The sequence below is a fragment of the Tolypothrix sp. PCC 7712 genome, assembly GCF_025860405.1.
In the GTDB taxonomy this organism is placed as follows: Bacteria; Cyanobacteriota; Cyanobacteriia; order Cyanobacteriales; family Nostocaceae; genus Aulosira; species Aulosira diplosiphon.
In genome coordinates this window covers 3,767,162-3,785,161 of the sequence record NZ_CP063785.1, presented here as the reverse complement: position 1 = coordinate 3,785,161, position 18,000 = coordinate 3,767,162, and the positions used below count along the sequence as shown (strand labels likewise).

The window sequence follows — 18,000 nt, the reverse complement described above, 5'->3', positions numbered from 1 at the left end:
GTTTTCTCTGCGGCAAGTGACTATCGTCATGCTACTAGTAACTTCATCGTGAGGAAGTTCAAAACGCAGCATTAGAGTAGAATTCTAGCAAAGGTTACACAAATGTGGGAAAAAACAATTTTTTCATATTTACGCAGTAGATCAGAATTTGTTCGGACTGAGAATTAATTCCTGAATATATAGGGGCACAAAATTTTGTGCCCCTACCTTTGTACTTCATGCATCTGAAATACGCTGTATGAGTTTCTCAAGAGAAATCCTAACTGACATATGATCAATCAGCCATCCAGGAGTGCTTCGACAAACTCGTAGCTAGAAAAGGGACGTAAGTCTTCAATACCTTCCCCAGCACCAATAAAGCGAATGGGTAAACCCAACTGCTGCACCACAGCCAGCGCCACGCCGCCTTTTGCAGTACCATCCAGTTTGGTTAACACCACACCACTAAGTTGGGCTGCTTGGGAGAAGACCTCAGCTTGCCGCAAGCCATTTTGACCTAAAGTAGAGTCAAGAACTAACAGTGATTCGACTTTGGCATTAGGGGCTTTTTTGTCGATAATGCGGCGAATTTTACTGAGTTCATCCATTAAATTCTTCTTATTTTGCAATCGCCCGGCGGTATCAACCAGCAGTAATTCAGTGTCCCTCGCTTGGGCAGAGGCGATCGCATCAAACACCACGGCGGCTGGATCTGTATTTTTCCCTGGGTTGGAAATCACTTCTACGCCGCTTCTGGTTCCCCAAACCTTTACCTGTTCTACAGCCGCAGCCCGGAAGGTATCAGCAGCACCAATTAAGCATTTATAACCAGATTTTTGGGCGAGGTGGGCAATTTTACCAATAGTCGTAGTTTTACCGGCACCATTCACACCTGTAATTAACCAAATATTTAAGGTGTCTTTTTCTGGCGCAAAGCTGGGTTTGTAGTTTTTCTGGACGGGATTATCTAACATATCCCGGATAATTTGCTTCAGATAAGCGATCGCTTGTTCTGGGGGTGTCACTTCTTCGCGTAATTTTTTCTGTAGCGCACTGATAATTAAATCTGTCGCTTCTACACCCACATCAGCTTGCAGGAGTAATGCTTCAATTTCCCCTACAGCTGCTTGGTTCAGAGGCCCTTGACCAACGATCGCCTTCAGTTGGTTTAAAATATTGCGTCGGGTTTTATCTAATCCTTGGCGTAACTTTTTCAGCCAGGTAATTTCTTCTAGGGAAATATCTTCTGCCCGTCTACCTTGAGCTGCTAAGATTTCTGCTGACCAGACAAAACCTTCATCAAATTCCAGTCCGGGAATTTCTGATGTTGTTTCGGAAGTGGGGGTTGTTGATGTTGTCGCCGCTGGCTGTACTATCTCCGGTTCTGGTACCTCAATCGCGCTGGCGATTAATCTTTCCTGCTTTGCTTGTCGTTCCGCCGCCGCCCGTTCTAAGAAGGATAAGTTTGCTGCTGGTTGTGCTGTTTCTGGGGTAGTAACAGATTCTTCGGTGGTTGTTGTTTCTACCGCACTCACTGTTAATTCTTCTGGACTAGCAACATCTGGCGTTGCAGCAATTTCTTCTATAGAAGTCTCTACAGTTTCTTGATCGTTACTAGATACTTCCTCAACAGTTTCTAAGGGTTGCGTAGTTTCTGCAACTGCCCCAGGTTCCTCAGTAATTGTCTCACTCGCAGTGGCATCTAATTCACCTGCTGCTGTTTCTGCAACTGCTGCTGGTGCAGTTTCAACTTCAGCCTCAGCAGCAGATGCAGTTTCAGCCTCTGGAGATTGCTGTTTTTGCTGAATATTTTTATAAGCGGCTTTCGCAAAAGCTAACAAATCTGCCGCTGTGTCTGGTGTAGTTGAAGTTTCTGCTGGTTCTGGTTGGGGTTCTAAAACAGCAGGGGTTTCTTCCTGCTGTTGTTGCGAGGGAACATCAGAGGAATCGTTATGTTGACGGCGGAACCAATTAAAAACCATTGCAGCTAGTGATATTAGTTGTAATTTCAGTAAGAGTTATAAGTTATGAGTGTAATTGAATTCCTGACATTTTCTTGGTGGGAAAACCGCCAAGAGTAATCACTACTCATATCTCACCCTTAACTCAAAACTTAACACTAATAAAACGCTATGCAGTCTTTTTCTGCTCCGTGAATCGGCGCAGTACGCCATTAATAAACCGATGACCATCGTCTCCACTGTAGCGTTTAGCTAATTCCACAGCTTCATTGATAGCTACACTATCAGGTAAGCCTAAAAACAGCATTTCTGCAACAGCAATTCTCAGAATATCTCGATCAATTTGAGCTAGGCGAGTTACTTGCCAATCTACAAGCGCAGTTGCAATATGTTCGTCGATGGTACTGCGTTCCTCGGTCACTGTCTTGACTATGTCGATAGCGTATCTGCTAACTTTCTTATCTTGGTTGGCGAGTTGAATCAGTTCGGGAAACTCTACGGCTGCACCCAATTGATTGATGGCGGTTTGGGTAGCTGCGATCGCTTCTTGTAACATTGTCCGCGCAGTATTCAAGTCTGATGCACGGGTTTGACTAGTTAAAATGCGATCATGACTGCGTTGTAGTTCACCTGCTGCATTATCCAAATTATCTTGGACTTCCGATCTCAGGGTACGTACTGCCGCTAATACTAACTTAGGCAGTTGTTCTTCTGTGAGTTTCTTCGGGTTAACAGGCAACTGACTGAGGCTTAACAGCGCTAGTTCACGCGCCAGCTGCTGCGGTTTACGGTCTTGCATATAAAGTAAGTTGGAGTTAGTTAAGACTGAATAAAAGTAGGGAGAACGGAATTAGGAGTCTATAGATTTTGCTATAGTCAGACAACCATATTATCTATTTGTTGGTAACTTTCTCCGAATGATGGGAATTTTCTGCCAAGGGAATCATTTGTGACTTGGTTTCTAGGGCTGTTACGTCCTCTTGAGAAATAGCTATCAGTGTATTAGGGGCAACAATGCCACCAGAAACCACTATTTTAAAAGCATCTTCTATGGACATGGACAGGGTTATCACCTCATCTTCCGGAACAACCGCATACCATCCGGTGGTGGGGTTGGGAGTAGTGGGGATAAATACACTCAACATCGGACGCGACATTTGAGCTTGAATCTCATTGCTGATGATACCCGTCACAAAAGCGATCGCCCATATTCCTCGCCGGGGATACTCTAGCAAAACTACACGCCGAAATTTGCCAGGAGAATCTTTGAGCAGCGTTTCCAAAAGCTGTTTCAGGGTTTTATATACCTGTCCCGCTAAAGGAATCGCTTGTAAAAGCTGTTCGCCAAAATCTAGTAACCACCGCCCCACAATATTGCGCGCCATCAAGCCAATTAACAGAATACTCAGCAGTGGTACAGCTAACCCAACTCCCAAATTCAGTATATTTACTAGTATAGGATGCAATCCCTCAAACGGGTTGAGTTGTTTGGGAATTTGGGTAAGAAAGTTAATGACCCAACTGGCAATGGTAATAGTTAGCCAGATGGTAGTTGCTAGGGGAATTACTACCAACAACCCAGCAATCAGGTCATTTTTTAAGTCCTGTTTGAGGCGATTAATTACCAAGTCCCGATTCTCCTTGCTTAGGCTAGTGGAACTTTTGCGATCGGTCTTGTGACCAACCGACTTATTCAAGCGCATAGATATAGCTTGAGGTACAAGCTACCACAAGCAAATCTGGCAACCCCTTTTAATTGCATAATAGATCGCTACGAAGTACTATCGCGGCTAGTTTAGCTGAGAAGATGTTACTTTTCTTTATCAGACTTGTAAATTATTATTACAAGTTTCTTAAGTTCTAATCAGACTAGCGCGCCTAATTAAATGCTGCTAATACCTTTGAAAGTATCAGCAGATAGTAGAAAAGATGTTTTTTCTGTTAAATATGTTTTGGACAGGCAAGAAAAAGTTTTCTAAAAAAATTATATAAAAAAATTTTAATTTATCATAACTGAGATTGGGGATTAGTGACTGGCGCACTCGAGGCCCCACCAGCGCCGGGAGTGAGGGTGAGGGAGATGAGGGAGATGAGGGAGATGAGGAAGATGAGGGAGACAAGTAACTTTTGACTCTTGACTCTTGACTCTTGACTCTTGACTCTCAACTCCAAATCACACCACATCAGCTGGTGTACTTGTTTGCGAAACAGATACTTTTGTCTCTAAACTAGGGACGGGCATATGCTTCATTTCCCAGACTTTCAGCAAAATTAGGTATTCGTAGAATGCCTGTAATGTACACCAAGCCAAGCCAGCACGTCCATCCAGACAACCGCCCAATAAAAAATACATATAAAAGAAGCGTACCAGTGGTCTAGCAGGTAATCGCAAAGATAAATCTTTTAAGGCGCGCCGTTTTTCTACCTCTGACTTACCAAACAACAAATCTCGCCATTTAACATCACCTTGTTCTAGTTGATGCAATGTCTCTATGGCTTCATCAGTAGAATAACGGTTATGCTTTTCAATCCAACGGCTCAAACCCTTGCTACAAGTATAGTGAGGATAAGTTTCTTTTAAAAAGCTGGTTGCACCATTACAAACTTCTCGTTCAGTATGTCCGTAGTCTGTAAACCACACTTTACCATGACGGAACAGACGTAGTTGATAACGCGGATATTGGGTGCTGTAGCGAATCCAACGATTCATAAACATCACACGTTCTGCAACGTAGTAACCAATGTAGTCTGGATTTTGTGTTGCTTGTTCGCATTCTGCAAACAGTTCCGGTGTCATGCGTTCATCAGCTTCTAGAATGTACACCCATTCATGCTTGGGCATAATAGACTCTAGCATCCAAGTACGCTGTCGCCCGTGGCTTTCAAAAGGGTGTTCAAAGACGCGAACTGGATAGCGATTGGCAATTTCTAAAGTGCGATCGCTGCTGCATGAATCCACAACAATAATGTCATCGGATAACATTGCTGATTCTATACAAGCAGCAATATCTAATTCTTCGTTATAAGTCAGTATATAAATAGAAAACATTCTCAACCTATAAAAAGATTTATACCCAATCAAGCTATATAGTAGTTAATTTCATCTCAGTCCCCATCAGTAGAAACCCAGAATCAATGCATGAAAATGCCTCTTTTCTCGTCTCTATTTCCGATAGTTTTAGAAAATAATGCAATAAATTACACATTTATTGGTACAACATGGCGTAAATAAGCCACCCATTCTGTAATTGCTAAAAGGCTTGTGCTATAACTATTATTTCTTTTGACTTTTGACTCCTGCGGAGTTCGCCAGTTGCTTTATGCCGGGGAACCCGTCCACCGCACTGGCTCACTTTTGACTTTTGCCTTGTTGTACTAGCCCCTTTTTATGGGAAAAGGGTAAAGGAATTTCCCCTTTCCCCTTTTCCCTTTAACCTTTTCCCTTCTTAAGACTGCTTATCAATACTGGGTTTTTCATTTTGAATCAGCAAATCTTGCATTGCTTAACGAGGTGCAGGAGTTTTGCGTCCGCTACTTTGGAAAGTTCCCATACCTTTTAATCCTGTCCAGCCGATGATGATGTAACCAAGGGACAACAGCAAACTACTAATACCCGTGCGGATTCCAGATTTCCAAGCATTGTCTCTAGCTTGTTTCTCGGCTTCTTCCTTACGCTGACGCACTTGGCTGAGTTGTTGATTGCGTAAAGCCTGAATATCTGTTTGTTCTTGAATAGCCTTATCAAGTACTTTTGGATCAGCCTTAGCTTTCTTGAGTAAATCTTTAACAGCTGGGGGAACTTGAGGACTTTCTAGCGCTTGCTTATATTTTTGCTCGTCTTTCAGTATTTCAGTTAACTGAGTTTTAGTTTGATTCCGTAGTTGTTCTAGCTGTGCTTTTCCTTGATCAGTATTCAGTTGTGCCTGCAATTGCGATAACCGATTATTAAGTTGATTTTCTGCCTGATCTGCATCTTGGTTAATTTGATTAACTGCTTGAGTCTTAGCTTGATTTACATTATTGAGATGCAGAGGAAAAATTAACAAAAACATTAAGCCTAAGATACTTGATAGTACGAAGGCAGGAAATCTCAAATCGAGACTTGGGGTGCGATCGCTATCACCATCAGTCTCTATCCAGTAAGCCGCAAACAGTATCCCAAAGCCTACCAATGGTACAATCCCCCGATCCACAAGAGCTGTAGCCAAATTAATTTGCCATGCGCGATCGGTGGGTTGGAAGGGTAACAACAGAATCGCAAAGTCTAGCAAAAAGGACAAAATTAGGACAATGCCCACCACCTTTAATGTCAGGGCAGTGTTCACGGTAGTAAAACGTTTCACCATAGTTTTTTAGTCTTTGAGTAAATCAGAGTGATTGTCCTATATAAAGTTACTGGAATATTGTTCCCATAACCGTACTTGTTATATGGCAACAAAAGGTCGATGTCACACAATTACATAATGTCGGTACTCGATGGACGAAAAGCCGAGTCCTACAATCAATTATCAATAGTTACTACTTTTGACCATTGACTAATCAACGCCAAATCTTACCCTTAATCGGAAATAAGCATAGAGATTTTGGGTCTCTTGCAATGAAACTACACCAAAGTAGCACTTGTCATCATAAGTGTCCTCAGAAGTTACCTAGTGTTTTGCAACACTTTTAGTAAATTTCTCTATATTTCTTCACTCATCACTGAGTTTTGTCAGCGACTTCTCTAGCAATAGTTTGTTCCCAAATTGGCAGATCCTCAGGACGGTCAACATCAACCAAGGTGGGTAAGTCCGCGCGTGATAAATTAAGCTGCTGGGCGATGTCTAAAGTTTGTGAGAATACTTGAGAAGTTCCCCAGTCGATATTAGCGAATAATTGCGGAATTGATTGACGTAACCCAATTAAGTAGTATCCACCGTCCATTGCAGGGCCTAGCACCATGTCAAAATTATCTAGTTGCTCAAACGCCATTGCTAGCAACTGAGAATTTACCCCAGGACAATCTATACCGATGATTATTATTTGTTGCTTACCAGATGCAACAGCATCCGCAAGCGATCGCATCATGCGATCGCCTAAATCACCTTCACCTTGAGGCTGGTAAACTAAATCAGACCCCAACCAATCTTGCATTAGTTGTAAATTACCGCCTGCAAACCGCACTTCAAAAGAAATAGCAAGTATCTTTTGCAATGCTTGAACTTGCAATATTGTATATTCAGTCATCTGCTTTTGCAGATTAGCAGCACCCAATTCCCCTAAAGCAGGTATCAACCTGGTTTTGGTCTTCCCCGCTTCTGGATAACGAGTAAATATAATTAGATGCTTGAGGCTATATAGTGATTGCAGAACAGAATACCTTACTTGTAATCAATAAAAATTATTTTAGTAGCAATACTTGCCACTTTGATTTGCTTTTAGGTGTTCTTTTCCAGTTCGCATTGCTCCTAAAACTGTAGAAACATAGATACAACGCTTTGTTTGGGAAGTATGCTGACTATGAAAAGTTATCTGTCCTAAGGTTCTGAGAGAAGTTTTGGTACACTCATCACCAATTACGTAAACAGGGCAACCTTGGTAGTTAAACATCACTTTCCACATTTGAGGGGAAGTTGTTTTTGCTAAAGTTGTCTCGTAATTACCTTTATTGTTTTTATCTTTGAAAATCTGAATATTTGGGTGAAGACTATACCACAGATTATCGTTGTTTTTAACAGTATCAGGAATAAATTTGCTAGTTTCTGCTGGATGAACAGTCCATTGCACGATACCATTTTTTTCGCGCAAGCTAACTTGCCAAGTCAGTTTATGGTTGATCGCTTGGCTTTGCGCTTGGCGTAAAGCTTGATGAACTTCCTCTTGAGCATTATTAAGACGACGAACTTCTACAAAACCTAGCCAACTTGGTATTGTAATAGCCGCTAATATACCAACTACTAAAATCACAACTAACATCTCTAGTAAAGTGAAGCCACTACTAGAAGGATTTTTCAAAAAAAAATTGAGATTAACTAAGCTTAGGAAATTCACGAAAATATTTTGAACAACTTTAAGAAACTGATGTGTTAGTCATTACATTAACCAATGTCTACTTTGGAGTTGTAAACATCAATGACTATCTATCAAGATATCCATGTTGCCAAAGATAAAAAGGACTGAGAAAACTACTCATAAAGAGTTGCATTTCACAAGATGCAACTAATTCATTTTTAACTTGTGAACGATATTTCAGTAGGTGCAAAATTATTTTACGTAAATCGTTGATGAGGTAAGCGAAAAATGCTATTGGTTTAGCGCAAGGTTTTACACCTAACATTCTAGTGACATGACGGCTAAGTCCGATTCCTTTAAAAAAGGGTATTAAATAATCTTTTTGTAAGCGCCAACTTGGTATTTCATGAAAAATTTTCATGTTGGGATTATACCAAATTTCCCACCCAGATTCTTGGAGATAAGATAACATTTCCAAGTCTTCGCTGGTGAGCATATTCCCTTTGACTCTACCAGTTAAAATAACCTTATTTGGTACACTCTCTAACCAAGCTTGTCTACGCACAACAAGTCCAGCCGAAGGAGGTAATAATTTATTAGCTGCTTTATAAAGCAAAGGTATATCACCACGCTTTGTAATTGCCAAAAAAGGCTCAATTCGCTGAAAATTTTCTGGTGGTTCAACTTCCCATTGAGCATGAATTTGACTAGCATAAGCTCCAGCTTTAGGATGGTTTTTTCCAAAATTATAAGCTGCTGCTACCCAGTTTGGTTCTGGATAATTATCATCATCTAAGAAACCAATTAATTCGCCTTTAGCCTCTTGCACTGCTCGCTTTCTAGCGTATGCTGCTCCTTGTCTAGCTTCAAAACAATATTTTAGAGGGTAAGGACATTGCCAATTTTCTTGATAGCTTTGAATAACTTCTGCTGTGTTATCAGTGCTGTTGTTGTCTACAACAATAATTTCCCAAGAAAAATTTTCAGTATCAAGTTGATTTTGCAACTTTTCCAGTAATTTAGGCAATCTACTTGCACCGTTAAAAGTTGGGATAGCAACAGTAAATTCAATATTCATAGCTTTCTACTGATTATCAAAACCTACCTTATAAATCAATTGTTAACTAGGGGTACTGTTTTGATGTTCAGTTTATATACTGAATTATTTAACAATTTATGTTAAACCCTCTGAATTTGCCAATTTTTAATTACATTCAGTATCTTTTCCGGTTTTGATAGAACCTAATAAAGTTTTGACAATCACACAGCGCTTAACACCTGTAGGCTCAGTAGGACTACCTGGTTTTGCTAAACTTATGGCTATAATTAAGCCTTTATCGCCAATTTTCTCGTTTTGTACAGATGTTAAACTGTTAGTGTTTGTTTTCACTAGAAGATCTAAAGCACCTGTGTAGTCAAAGGTGATTGTTTTTGCGGTAGTAGAGGCATATGATACGGTGCTACTGCTAGTAGTGGTGTTTGTATCAGTCAGGTTTGTTCCTAATACTATTAACCCTGATTGAATTCCTAAACCTTCACCTAAAACGCGCCAATAACCATCAGCAACATCTTTTGTAGGATAGATAGCAATTTTGGGAATATTATTGTCAGTTATAAAGCTGACGTTATAACTAATTTTTCGCCTTTTCGCTTCTCTCTGAGCTTCTTGAATTGCTGATACAATCACATCATTAGCTTTATTTATCTTTTGTCTGTTACTAAAACTCAGCCAACTAGGAGCTGCGATCGCAGATAATATTCCAATCATCACTACTACGACTACAACCTCCACTAGACTAAACCCAGAAATTTCTGAGGGAATAGCGGGAGAGTCTTTTAGTTTTTGAAAGAGCCATCTAAGTTGATAGTTATGTACTTTTTCTTTTAACGCTAAACTATACATAGCAGGCTGACCTCAGTGAGTTTAATAGATGTAGTGTAGACTCCAAGTATATGAGTGAAAATTGCTAATTGCCTAACTATCTATCATTAACTAATAGCTATTAGCATTAGTAGAAATTAATCATCATGACTTATTATTTGGTGAATACGAATCCTAGTCCTTGTACTCTGGCGCTAGCTTTTGGAAAATAAATTTTTCTGCTTTCACTACTTTGATCAAAATTCAAATTCGTATTTTGAGCACGAGCAAGAGCATTACCACGTAAATAGATGTCTGCTACAGTTTTACTAGAGTCTACACATACGTAAAAGCCACGGGTTTTAACATTACCTGTAGCAACACCATCTCCACTACCGGAGAATTGTGGAACCATTTGACCAGTAGAGCAAGAAGGCGCTGGGTTAGCTGTAGTATCTATGATAGTTTGATCAATATAATCAACGAGAGCCAAAACTTGTTGATCATAGCTTTCGTCACTTTTTTTCCATTGATTCATTTTGGTTTTCAGGTCTCCTTCACCGTCCAAACTAAACATATTAAAACCAGCATCCCTAGTGCTGCTTATATCTGTATCAGTTTGACCATAACCATTACTAATTTGAAATCGACCAATTCGAGCAGCATTAGACCATGTAGAATCATTATCTTTAATTACATAATAAGCCACTAAAGAGTAGACAAAAGTATCATTAGCACCACCTTCAACAGCTAGTCCACCTGAAATATATTGTCGCTTCCAAAAGACAAGCACAGGAAAATATTTATCTTTTTGATCATATTTAGGTAATTGGTTTCTAATCGCAGCTATACCATCAGCATCATAGATATAAACTGCTTGTTGCATATCTCTGTTAATGTAGTCAAGTGCTGATCTTATTTCTTGTTCGGTAGTTGCCTTTGCTTGTTCTTTACGATCATTCTCAAGAATACTGATCATAAATCCCAACAAAGGCGTAATGATTATGGCAGCTAAAATTAGACCAACAAGTAGCTCAATTAAGGTAAATCCATTGACTTTTTGTTTTAATCCAATTTTTTTTATATAATTACTCAAAAAATATTTATAAAAACTCATAATGCTATGTTTTCTCCCTAAAATTGCAGGTATTTAGCATTGAGATTGATGAATCAACTCAGTCTATTTTAGAAACGGAAGCTTACTAAAAAATTTGATTTGCTTAGATCTGAATTTATCAAATGTATACTAAGGATAAAAAAGGTATGGTTTCCAGAGATGATTGATAAAGTAAAAATAAATTGCTATAGGGGAGCCAGTCGCGTAGGTGAGTTTCCTGGCTTGAGCAAACTGGCATTGTTTAGCCACATATCTATTTTCGATATGATTTGTGACTAAAAAACAACCCTAACGCCTATGCATTGCCACATAATATGGCGCTTTACGACTCAATTTTATAGTCTCTAAATCTCAATTTTTTCATGGACGTAAAACACCTACTTAAGATTTACTTTATAAATCCTCTTTCAATGTATAGCTAGTTTATGGCTAGCGATTCACACCAAGTTTTGGTACAACCAAGCATGAAAATCTGTCTTTCCCATATCTCATAACCCTATGCCCATTTTCAAGTTAGAACTAAGAACATGTAGATTGCGGATTAGTTTGTTGTAAACGCTGGCAAAAATCACTAAATGTTACTCCTTTTGTAATTTCTGTTGTCATTTCTACTAATGGCGTTTTGCGATCGCCTAATCCCCCAGTAAAAGTTGCTTGTTTATTAGGTGCTTTTTTCAAGTCCCCGCCGTCGCTACTAAAACCATTTGCTCGGTAAACACGTATTCCTAACTGGTAGCCCTTCGCAGGATCAGTAATATTAGTAGTAGAACCGCCAGTAGTCTCAGTAGCACTATTCAACCGAATCGCCTGAATTACAAAATTGTTGGCATTAGTAGTAGTACAAGCATTACCATCAACCGAAACGCAGTATAAATTATTTGCAGGTGAAGAACAGTAACCACTACCAGCACCACAGGTTAAACTCCCCACTGTAGGAGCAGCATAGTTTGCGATAGTTGTGCTATCTGTAATTGGAGAATCTGGAGTAGTAATTACTCCAGATCGGACACCATCAATGTAGCTTTTGGCAGCGTCAGTTGCAGACTCAATCCGCTTTGCTTGTACTCTGGTTGCTACAGATAAGATAATCACAGGCGCGATCGCTGCCATTAAAATAGAAACAACTACCATAGCCACCAAAGACTCAATGATGGTAAACCCTGATTGATTAGAAGTAGATACTTGTTGCTGTTTGTAATGAATCATAATTCAGCAATTGAGGTAGGTTATATCAAGGGCAGCTAGGACGTTGGTCTGAGCTAATAGCATAATTGTAGTTAGTGCCATAGTTAGTAGCAGGGCTGTAACCAACAGTACTGGGGTCAGACGGGTCATCGTATTCAGCAGCACATAGCAAAGTTTTCACCCAGTTGTCATCTCGTGGCACTTCTCTGTAAAACTCATTGGGAGGGTTAAGTGTTGGTGCTGTGAAGCGCTGAGAGAACAAATCAGGTAACTGAGTCAGCAAGGCGACATCGTAACCCCACAGACGGTTAGGTGGCGAGTAGAAGGGCCCAGAACCTACACCACTAGAATTATTTATGTCGCCTGACAAAGATACGCTAGTTGTATAACTTTGTGGGTATTTAAAAATACTTGTCTCGGTACCACTATTATTAGTCAGGACTTGGAAAGGTGCTGACGCATAGGAACTGCGTTTAAACTCAATGAAAGAGCCATTAGCTTTATGATTTTTCCCGTAAGAATCTACGTTTATATCCCAGCGTTCTAAGTAACGTACAAAGTTCTCTAAACCACCACCAGATTCATTTGTACGGCTTGGGCTGTCACCTTGAGCAAATACAATATTGGTTTGTGTTTCCGTTGCATTTTGTAACCAATTAGTTTTAGCACGATTTATTAGATCATTAGGGTTACCTCTAGATGAATAAAGATTTGCTTCATCAATTGTTGAAGCGGTTGGATACTGAATTTGTAGCACTGGTACTAACAGAGGTTGATCTGTGGCTCTATTCTCAGTTAGGGTGTTGAGAAAATCTAGACGATAGTCAGAACTATAATTTTCTGCGTTACCGTTTCTATTTCTAGTTCTAAACCAGAGAGCGTTAGAAGTTCTATCAGGGTAGTTGTTAGTATCTTTATCGAAGATATCGTAGGTAAGAGTGTTGATAGTTAGAGTGCTAGAAAAAGGCAAATATTTGACTTGTCCACTAACAATACCCAGAGGAACTGGTGTTTTGTCAGAGTCCAGTACTAATGCGTTTTCTACTGGAGATGCATTTAAAGCAGTCCCATTCTTGGTAACTGTCAGACCATTGCCATACCTCAAAAATGCTACTCTTCTAGGGTATTGTTGGGCTTCTTGAGTAGCAGCTTGTGCTGTAGTACCTGCCCATAGCTTAGTTTTATCAAATGTTCCACCAGCATCAGTTATGGCTTGTAATAACTGATTTGCTTTAATTGTTCCATCGCTGTCATAACCCACTACCCAATCACCAGGTTTACAAGCTGTTACCGTTAACTTGGGGCAAATTTCCATGACATACTCAGAAAACCGCACCCGGCGCTGAATTGGAGTCACAAAGTTGTTGAAGTAAGAACTAGATAATGGGTCTGCACTAGTATTATTAGCCTGAGAATAGTATTCATCTGTAAAGTTACGACTAGTGACAAAGTTATTATCCCAAAAGCCATTTAATCTCGCAGCAACAGTTGCAGTGATGTTGCTTTCATTAAGTGCTACAGATGTGTCTGCCATGTCACCATCACCATTGACATCAAACTTAATAGCTGTTTCATCGAGCAATACTGATGTTGTATCAATATTGTTATCGTTATTAAAGTCGTAACCCACAGGATAATTACCATAATTATCTCTCAGGTCGTAGTCGCCATCATTGCGATAGCCTTCCTTGAAATCAGCAGAAAGAACGGTGATTGCGTCAGCTAGAATTGTTGCTGGTCGCCAGGTTTCACCAGTGTTACAAGTACTAAACTGTCCTGCGCGACATGCAAAGTTGGGATCAAGAGTTTGACGAGTATAGAAGTTTTGCCAGATCGTATACAGATTGTCATACGGATCTGTACTTAAAGTCTCTGTAAATTCTTCTTTGGTATGTTTATTAAAATCACCCTTAACATATACAGGCAGGTTAGATACTAAGATTAAACCTTTTTCTTCTGCTTTATAAGTAGCGTTACGGCTCAAGTCACTACCGTTAACTAGCATAATGCCGTTAGGTCGCCGAGTAGGGTCTAGCTTAAAGTCTTTAGAACTTAAATCTACATCTGTACTAGTGGCTGTATTTGGATCGTTAGTACTACTTAAATCTGGTAATGCATCATCACGAGTTGCATAGATAATGCCACTATTTGGCAATAGAAACTCTCCATCATTCTTGGCTTTTTTACTACGTAGCAAATCCATATCCAAAACTGTGGCACGAATTTCTAAAGGCTGACGTAGTTCTACATCTAAATCATATTTTTTTGAGCCTGTCTCTTTATCTATTGCCTTAATCTGTCTAGCATCAAGAAAAGTTTTTTCATAGATAGCATTATGCGGAATAACACCATCATTAATATCACTCAAAGGGTCATCCAAAATTTTCAAGGCACACATTGCAGAATCAACTGCTGATTGCTCTGAAAGGGTAAGATTTTTACTAGCTGCGATTTTATCTAAAGCATCCTTAAGTGGTTTATTTAGCAAGCGCCCATTGGGGTATTTCAATGCGGCTTGGTAGTTCAATGCTGCTTCATAACCGCTTTTTGACAGAGAAGAAAATGAGTAAACAACACCATTATTAGACTTCCTTCCACTAGATTCATTCTTGGCTGTAGTCTCATTGGTAGGGTCGTAGTAGCTGCTAACACAGGCAATGGGGGTTTGGTAATTAGTGGGTTCATTAGGATCGTATGGGTCATACTGATAGTGATAAACCGCCGTAGCTCGCATTTGCAAGTAGGGTGTATGGTCATCAGGTAAACCTTTATTCTTAGTATCCACGCCCATAGCCATCGTATCTGGCCAGACTATTTCTTGGGTACTGGTAAAAGTGTGGTTAGCGGGATTGTAATCTTTCGGCAAATAAATTCCTGCACCTGTTACCACTCGCAAACCCCCGACAACATCAAGCGGGCCTGTGGGTTCTTGTGTTGCGGCTTTTTCCCAGAAACCATCCCTATCTGTCACCCCTAAGTCATCTAATACACTAGCTTGGGTGAAACGCTGGCGAGTATTAGTGGTGTCATCCCATTCTTTATCAACAATATCTTGCCCTGTTTCTGAACTAACAAACGCAGAGCCTTTGTACCAATATTGAGGTAGTCCATTACCAACTAAAACGCGATCGCCAATCTTATTTTCTTGAATTGGAGTTTGGGTTTTGAGAGTTGTAGGGTCTGTTGCTGGGAGATAAAGCTTCTTTGCTGTACTCTGTTCATGAATCCCTATCTTGGCAAAATTAGCCTCGGTTTTACCATCACTAGGATCAAAAGGGAAAACCCATTCATCTACTGGACGTAGAGAATTACCAGAGTCGCCATCAGCAGGAAACGGATTAGTACTTGTATAGTCATAAGTTGTTCCTGTAGCAGGAGGTTGTTTCAGTGCATTTTCACCAACACCCACCTCTTTATAAGGAACACGCCTTGTCCGCTTTTTAAAGTAAATTGTTAGCTGTTTATTTTGTGCTGTCTCTGGTTCGAGAGTGGCATCATTTGCCATCGCGTTCTTAATTCCCTCTTTAACCTCATCGGGAAGAGACGAATTTGGGGGATCTGTAGCTGGATACAGCGCATTTGTTGCCTCTAATAAACGCGCAATTCGTTGAGCATAAGCCTCATCGTTATAAGCTGCATCATTTCCGTAAACGCCTGATGGTACTGTTTTATTTTCATTATTAATGTAATAGGCAGAATCATTTGGAAATCGGGGTACATCATAAGGTCGCTCATCTTTAAATAAATCTACTTGTACGCTCTTCTGAGTATTATCACTTGTATCCGATACACTACTTTGATTAACACGGGTATTAATTAAGTTACCAGCAACAATAATTTTGCTATTTTCTTGTGCGTAGTAACAAGAATAGGGACTGCTCACCAAAAAATATCTGATTATACCACCATATTTTTTGTTAAATTCTGTTAGCAAGTTACCGTTAGTAAATATCCGTCCGTTGATATTAAAACCGGCTCCTGCTGCAATTTGTAAATCGTTGTCGTAGATGACTGCGTTGTTGGTTAATGGAAGTCTCTCCCGGTCTTGCTGATACTCTAACGATGAAAAGCCTTTGTTACCTGTAAATTTTTCGTATTTAGTATTATCTAAATTGTCTAAATCTGTGATGGGTACTGTAGTTGTATAAACGAAAAGGCTTCTTTTCAACTTACTACCGACTTTATACCAGCCTTGGCTACCTACTAAATCAGCACTAGTAGCAACATTACTTGCACATTTATTAGTAGTAGCCCCTTCATCCATAGGTTGCGCTCTTGCTTCCAGAGAACTTCTTGCCCTATTGCTAGTGGGTGTCTGAAAGTAAATACCGTAGAGAGTAAAGCTATCAAACTTACCATCATTATCTGTATCAACAGGATATTTCCAGACAGATGTTAGAGTTTCATCGTCAGCAATAGAATTATCACTGTTTACATCTTTAACTAATTTTAATTGTGTCTCATCACCAAAAGTATATTCAGCAATGTTACCTTCAATAACTTGCTTCAATGAAAAGTCTGAAGGAGTTGAACGTGGCAATCTAGGGTCTTGAAAGAGTTTATCTAATTTTGATTTTGCCCGATCTAGAGCTGGTGCAGATGCTCTAAGAACAATTTCATTGACTCGAACATTACTAGCATTTTTGGATCTTTCAAATGAGCGGAATAAAATTGCAGTCGTTAGTAGGACAACTACTAACGCTACCATTGCCACCGTTGGTAATACAAAACCAGCATTGACAGATCCGCGTTTTCTCCTGGTAGTAAAAATAGCCCGGAGCAGCCAAATAATTTGCTTTTTGGTTTTAGATAAACACTTGCGGGTAAAATTTTTAAGGAGTTTTGTTATTGCCTTAACTAGCTGGCGTTTTCGACTCATAACTGCTTTCCTGCCAAGTGATTTTACGGTGGTATTAAATTTTTAGCTATTGCTAACTATTTTTTGATAAGTTCTGTTGAGCTAATGAGAAATTTTGTTTATGTAGTTAGTCACTATATTTTTACCAAGACAAAATATAGTGGCGCTGCCATAAATATGATTAATTTGGATTGATTTGATTTTTATATCATGGGTAAAGTTTGCTTTATTAATCGGAAAATACGGATTTTTTCAAAATTATTTAATTCCGGTCAAATGATGGAACGTAAAGCTGTAACTTCACATTAACTTTGTAAAAATCTAGTCATCTGCAAGCAACTTCATGAAGATAGTGTTAGGAGAGTAAGCTTATATTACCCACCTAATGACGGAAAACTATCAGTCAGTCGTTAAAAATATTAAGCAATTAAAAACCTCCCCAATTTGGGGAGGTAGTAGAGCCAGTATTCTCAGAATTAGCTATAACCTTGGCATTAACCTTGAACGCCAATCTTTTTTTCAGAAGCTGATACCATTTCGCTTTTTGATTAAGACTTGGCGTTGCTGAATGCAAGCTACAAAACAAAAGTCATTTTTGGCATTTAATCCACGCTAGCGGATGTTGTTAGTTTAGCCCCAGACTTATAGCTTGTAAGCCATAGGACTTGAGTGTATAAGGCAGCTTTGAGGATATTTAGCCTATTTCAAAAAATTGATGTTAGTAATGATTCAAGTTAATCCCAGCTTCTTTGGCCATTGCTTCCAAACCTTTAGTTTCTAAGGTTTTGATTGCTTTGGTAGAAAGCTTCAGTTTCACCCAACGATTTCCACTAGGCCACCAAACACGCTTGTTTTGTAAATTTGCTTGCTGAAGGCGCTTGGTACGGCGATGGGAGTGAGACACAGAAAAGGCATTATTGGCCTTCTTACCAGTTAATTCACAGCGACGAGACATAGTAACTATCTCCAAACTACTATTTCAAGACAACCTTTCTATTGTATGAGCTTTGGCGTAGATAATGGGTAACACCCCAAATTTTGGATGCGT

The 18,000-nt window shown here is 39.6% G+C and carries 13 protein-coding genes; all 13 read right to left on the bottom strand.

Annotation, left to right across the window (positions count from 1 at the left end):
* Nucleotides 1-278: 278 nt before the first annotated feature.
* The 13 genes from ftsY to rpmB all read right to left on the bottom strand — a co-directional run bounded on the left by ftsY (nucleotide 279) and on the right by rpmB (nucleotide 17,907).
* Nucleotides 279-1,961, bottom strand: a complete 1,683-nt coding sequence (gene ftsY / locus HGR01_RS15665; protein ID WP_045874364.1) for a signal recognition particle-docking protein FtsY — start codon at nucleotides 1,959-1,961, stop codon at nucleotides 279-281.
* A gap of 148 nt (nucleotides 1,962-2,109) precedes the next feature.
* Complete coding sequence (gene nusB / locus HGR01_RS15660) at nucleotides 2,110-2,739, bottom strand: transcription antitermination factor NusB (protein WP_045874365.1); 630 nt, start codon at nucleotides 2,737-2,739, stop codon at nucleotides 2,110-2,112.
* Nucleotides 2,740-2,833: 94 nt separating this feature from the next.
* The gene (locus tag HGR01_RS15655; RefSeq protein ID WP_045874366.1) at nucleotides 2,834-3,643 is read right to left on the bottom strand and encodes a DUF502 domain-containing protein; all 810 of its coding nucleotides are present in this window, start codon (nucleotides 3,641-3,643) and stop codon (nucleotides 2,834-2,836) included.
* Between the two features lie 470 nt (nucleotides 3,644-4,113).
* A complete protein-coding gene (locus HGR01_RS15650) occupies nucleotides 4,114-4,989 on the bottom strand; it encodes a glycosyltransferase family 2 protein (RefSeq protein WP_045874367.1) in 876 nt (291 codons plus the stop codon).
* 454 nt (nucleotides 4,990-5,443) lie between these two features.
* A complete protein-coding gene (locus HGR01_RS15645; protein ID WP_045874368.1) occupies nucleotides 5,444-6,286 on the bottom strand; it encodes an HpsJ family protein in 843 nt (280 codons plus the stop codon).
* 352 nt (nucleotides 6,287-6,638) lie between these two features.
* On the bottom strand, nucleotides 6,639-7,289 hold the full coding sequence (locus tag HGR01_RS15640; RefSeq protein WP_045874369.1) for a TIGR04282 family arsenosugar biosynthesis glycosyltransferase: 651 nt from the start codon (nucleotides 7,287-7,289) through the stop codon (nucleotides 6,639-6,641).
* A gap of 36 nt (nucleotides 7,290-7,325) precedes the next feature.
* Nucleotides 7,326-7,934 (bottom strand): Tfp pilus assembly protein FimT/FimU, encoded by a 609-nt coding sequence (locus HGR01_RS15635; RefSeq protein ID WP_071989487.1) that lies wholly within the window; start codon nucleotides 7,932-7,934, stop codon nucleotides 7,326-7,328.
* Nucleotides 7,935-8,055: 121 nt separating this feature from the next.
* The gene (gene hpsE, locus HGR01_RS15630) at nucleotides 8,056-9,009 is read right to left on the bottom strand and encodes a hormogonium polysaccharide biosynthesis glycosyltransferase HpsE (RefSeq protein ID WP_045874371.1); all 954 of its coding nucleotides are present in this window, start codon (nucleotides 9,007-9,009) and stop codon (nucleotides 8,056-8,058) included.
* A 126-nt stretch (nucleotides 9,010-9,135) separates the two neighbouring features.
* Nucleotides 9,136-9,834 (bottom strand): Tfp pilus assembly protein FimT/FimU, encoded by a 699-nt coding sequence (locus HGR01_RS15625; protein WP_045874372.1) that lies wholly within the window; start codon nucleotides 9,832-9,834, stop codon nucleotides 9,136-9,138.
* 133 nt (nucleotides 9,835-9,967) lie between these two features.
* A complete protein-coding gene (gene hpsC / locus HGR01_RS15620; protein WP_045874373.1) occupies nucleotides 9,968-10,909 on the bottom strand; it encodes a hormogonium polysaccharide secretion pseudopilin HpsC in 942 nt (313 codons plus the stop codon).
* Nucleotides 10,910-11,428: 519 nt separating this feature from the next.
* A complete protein-coding gene (gene hpsB, locus HGR01_RS15615; RefSeq protein WP_045874374.1) occupies nucleotides 11,429-12,115 on the bottom strand; it encodes a hormogonium polysaccharide secretion pseudopilin HpsB in 687 nt (228 codons plus the stop codon).
* A 25-nt stretch (nucleotides 12,116-12,140) separates the two neighbouring features.
* Complete coding sequence (gene hpsA / locus HGR01_RS15610) at nucleotides 12,141-16,973, bottom strand: hormogonium polysaccharide biosynthesis protein HpsA (protein WP_045874375.1); 4,833 nt, start codon at nucleotides 16,971-16,973, stop codon at nucleotides 12,141-12,143.
* Nucleotides 16,974-17,670: 697 nt separating this feature from the next.
* On the bottom strand, nucleotides 17,671-17,907 hold the full coding sequence (gene rpmB, locus HGR01_RS15605; protein ID WP_045874377.1) for a 50S ribosomal protein L28: 237 nt from the start codon (nucleotides 17,905-17,907) through the stop codon (nucleotides 17,671-17,673).
* Nucleotides 17,908-18,000 lie beyond the last annotated feature (93 nt).

Excerpts from the sequence above, each read along its gene's own strand:
- ftsY (WP_045874364.1), bottom strand. The coding sequence starts at position 1,961 with ATGGTTTTTAATTGGTTCCGCCGTCAACATAACGATTCCTCTGATGTT.
- nusB (WP_045874365.1), bottom strand. The coding sequence starts at position 2,739 with ATGCAAGACCGTAAACCGCAGCAGCTGGCGCGTGAACTAGCGCTGTTA.
- HGR01_RS15655 (WP_045874366.1), bottom strand. The coding sequence starts at position 3,643 with ATGCGCTTGAATAAGTCGGTTGGTCACAAGACCGATCGCAAAAGTTCC.
- HGR01_RS15650 (WP_045874367.1), bottom strand. The coding sequence starts at position 4,989 with ATGTTTTCTATTTATATACTGACTTATAACGAAGAATTAGATATTGCT.
- HGR01_RS15645 (WP_045874368.1), bottom strand. The coding sequence starts at position 6,286 with ATGGTGAAACGTTTTACTACCGTGAACACTGCCCTGACATTAAAGGTG.
- hpsE (WP_045874371.1), bottom strand. The coding sequence starts at position 9,009 with ATGAATATTGAATTTACTGTTGCTATCCCAACTTTTAACGGTGCAAGT.
- HGR01_RS15625 (WP_045874372.1), bottom strand. The coding sequence starts at position 9,834 with ATGTATAGTTTAGCGTTAAAAGAAAAAGTACATAACTATCAACTTAGA.
- hpsC (WP_045874373.1), bottom strand. The coding sequence starts at position 10,909 with ATGAGTTTTTATAAATATTTTTTGAGTAATTATATAAAAAAAATTGGA.
- hpsB (WP_045874374.1), bottom strand. The coding sequence starts at position 12,115 with ATGATTCATTACAAACAGCAACAAGTATCTACTTCTAATCAATCAGGG.
- hpsA (WP_045874375.1), bottom strand. The coding sequence starts at position 16,973 with ATGAGTCGAAAACGCCAGCTAGTTAAGGCAATAACAAAACTCCTTAAA.
- rpmB (WP_045874377.1), bottom strand. The coding sequence starts at position 17,907 with ATGTCTCGTCGCTGTGAATTAACTGGTAAGAAGGCCAATAATGCCTTT.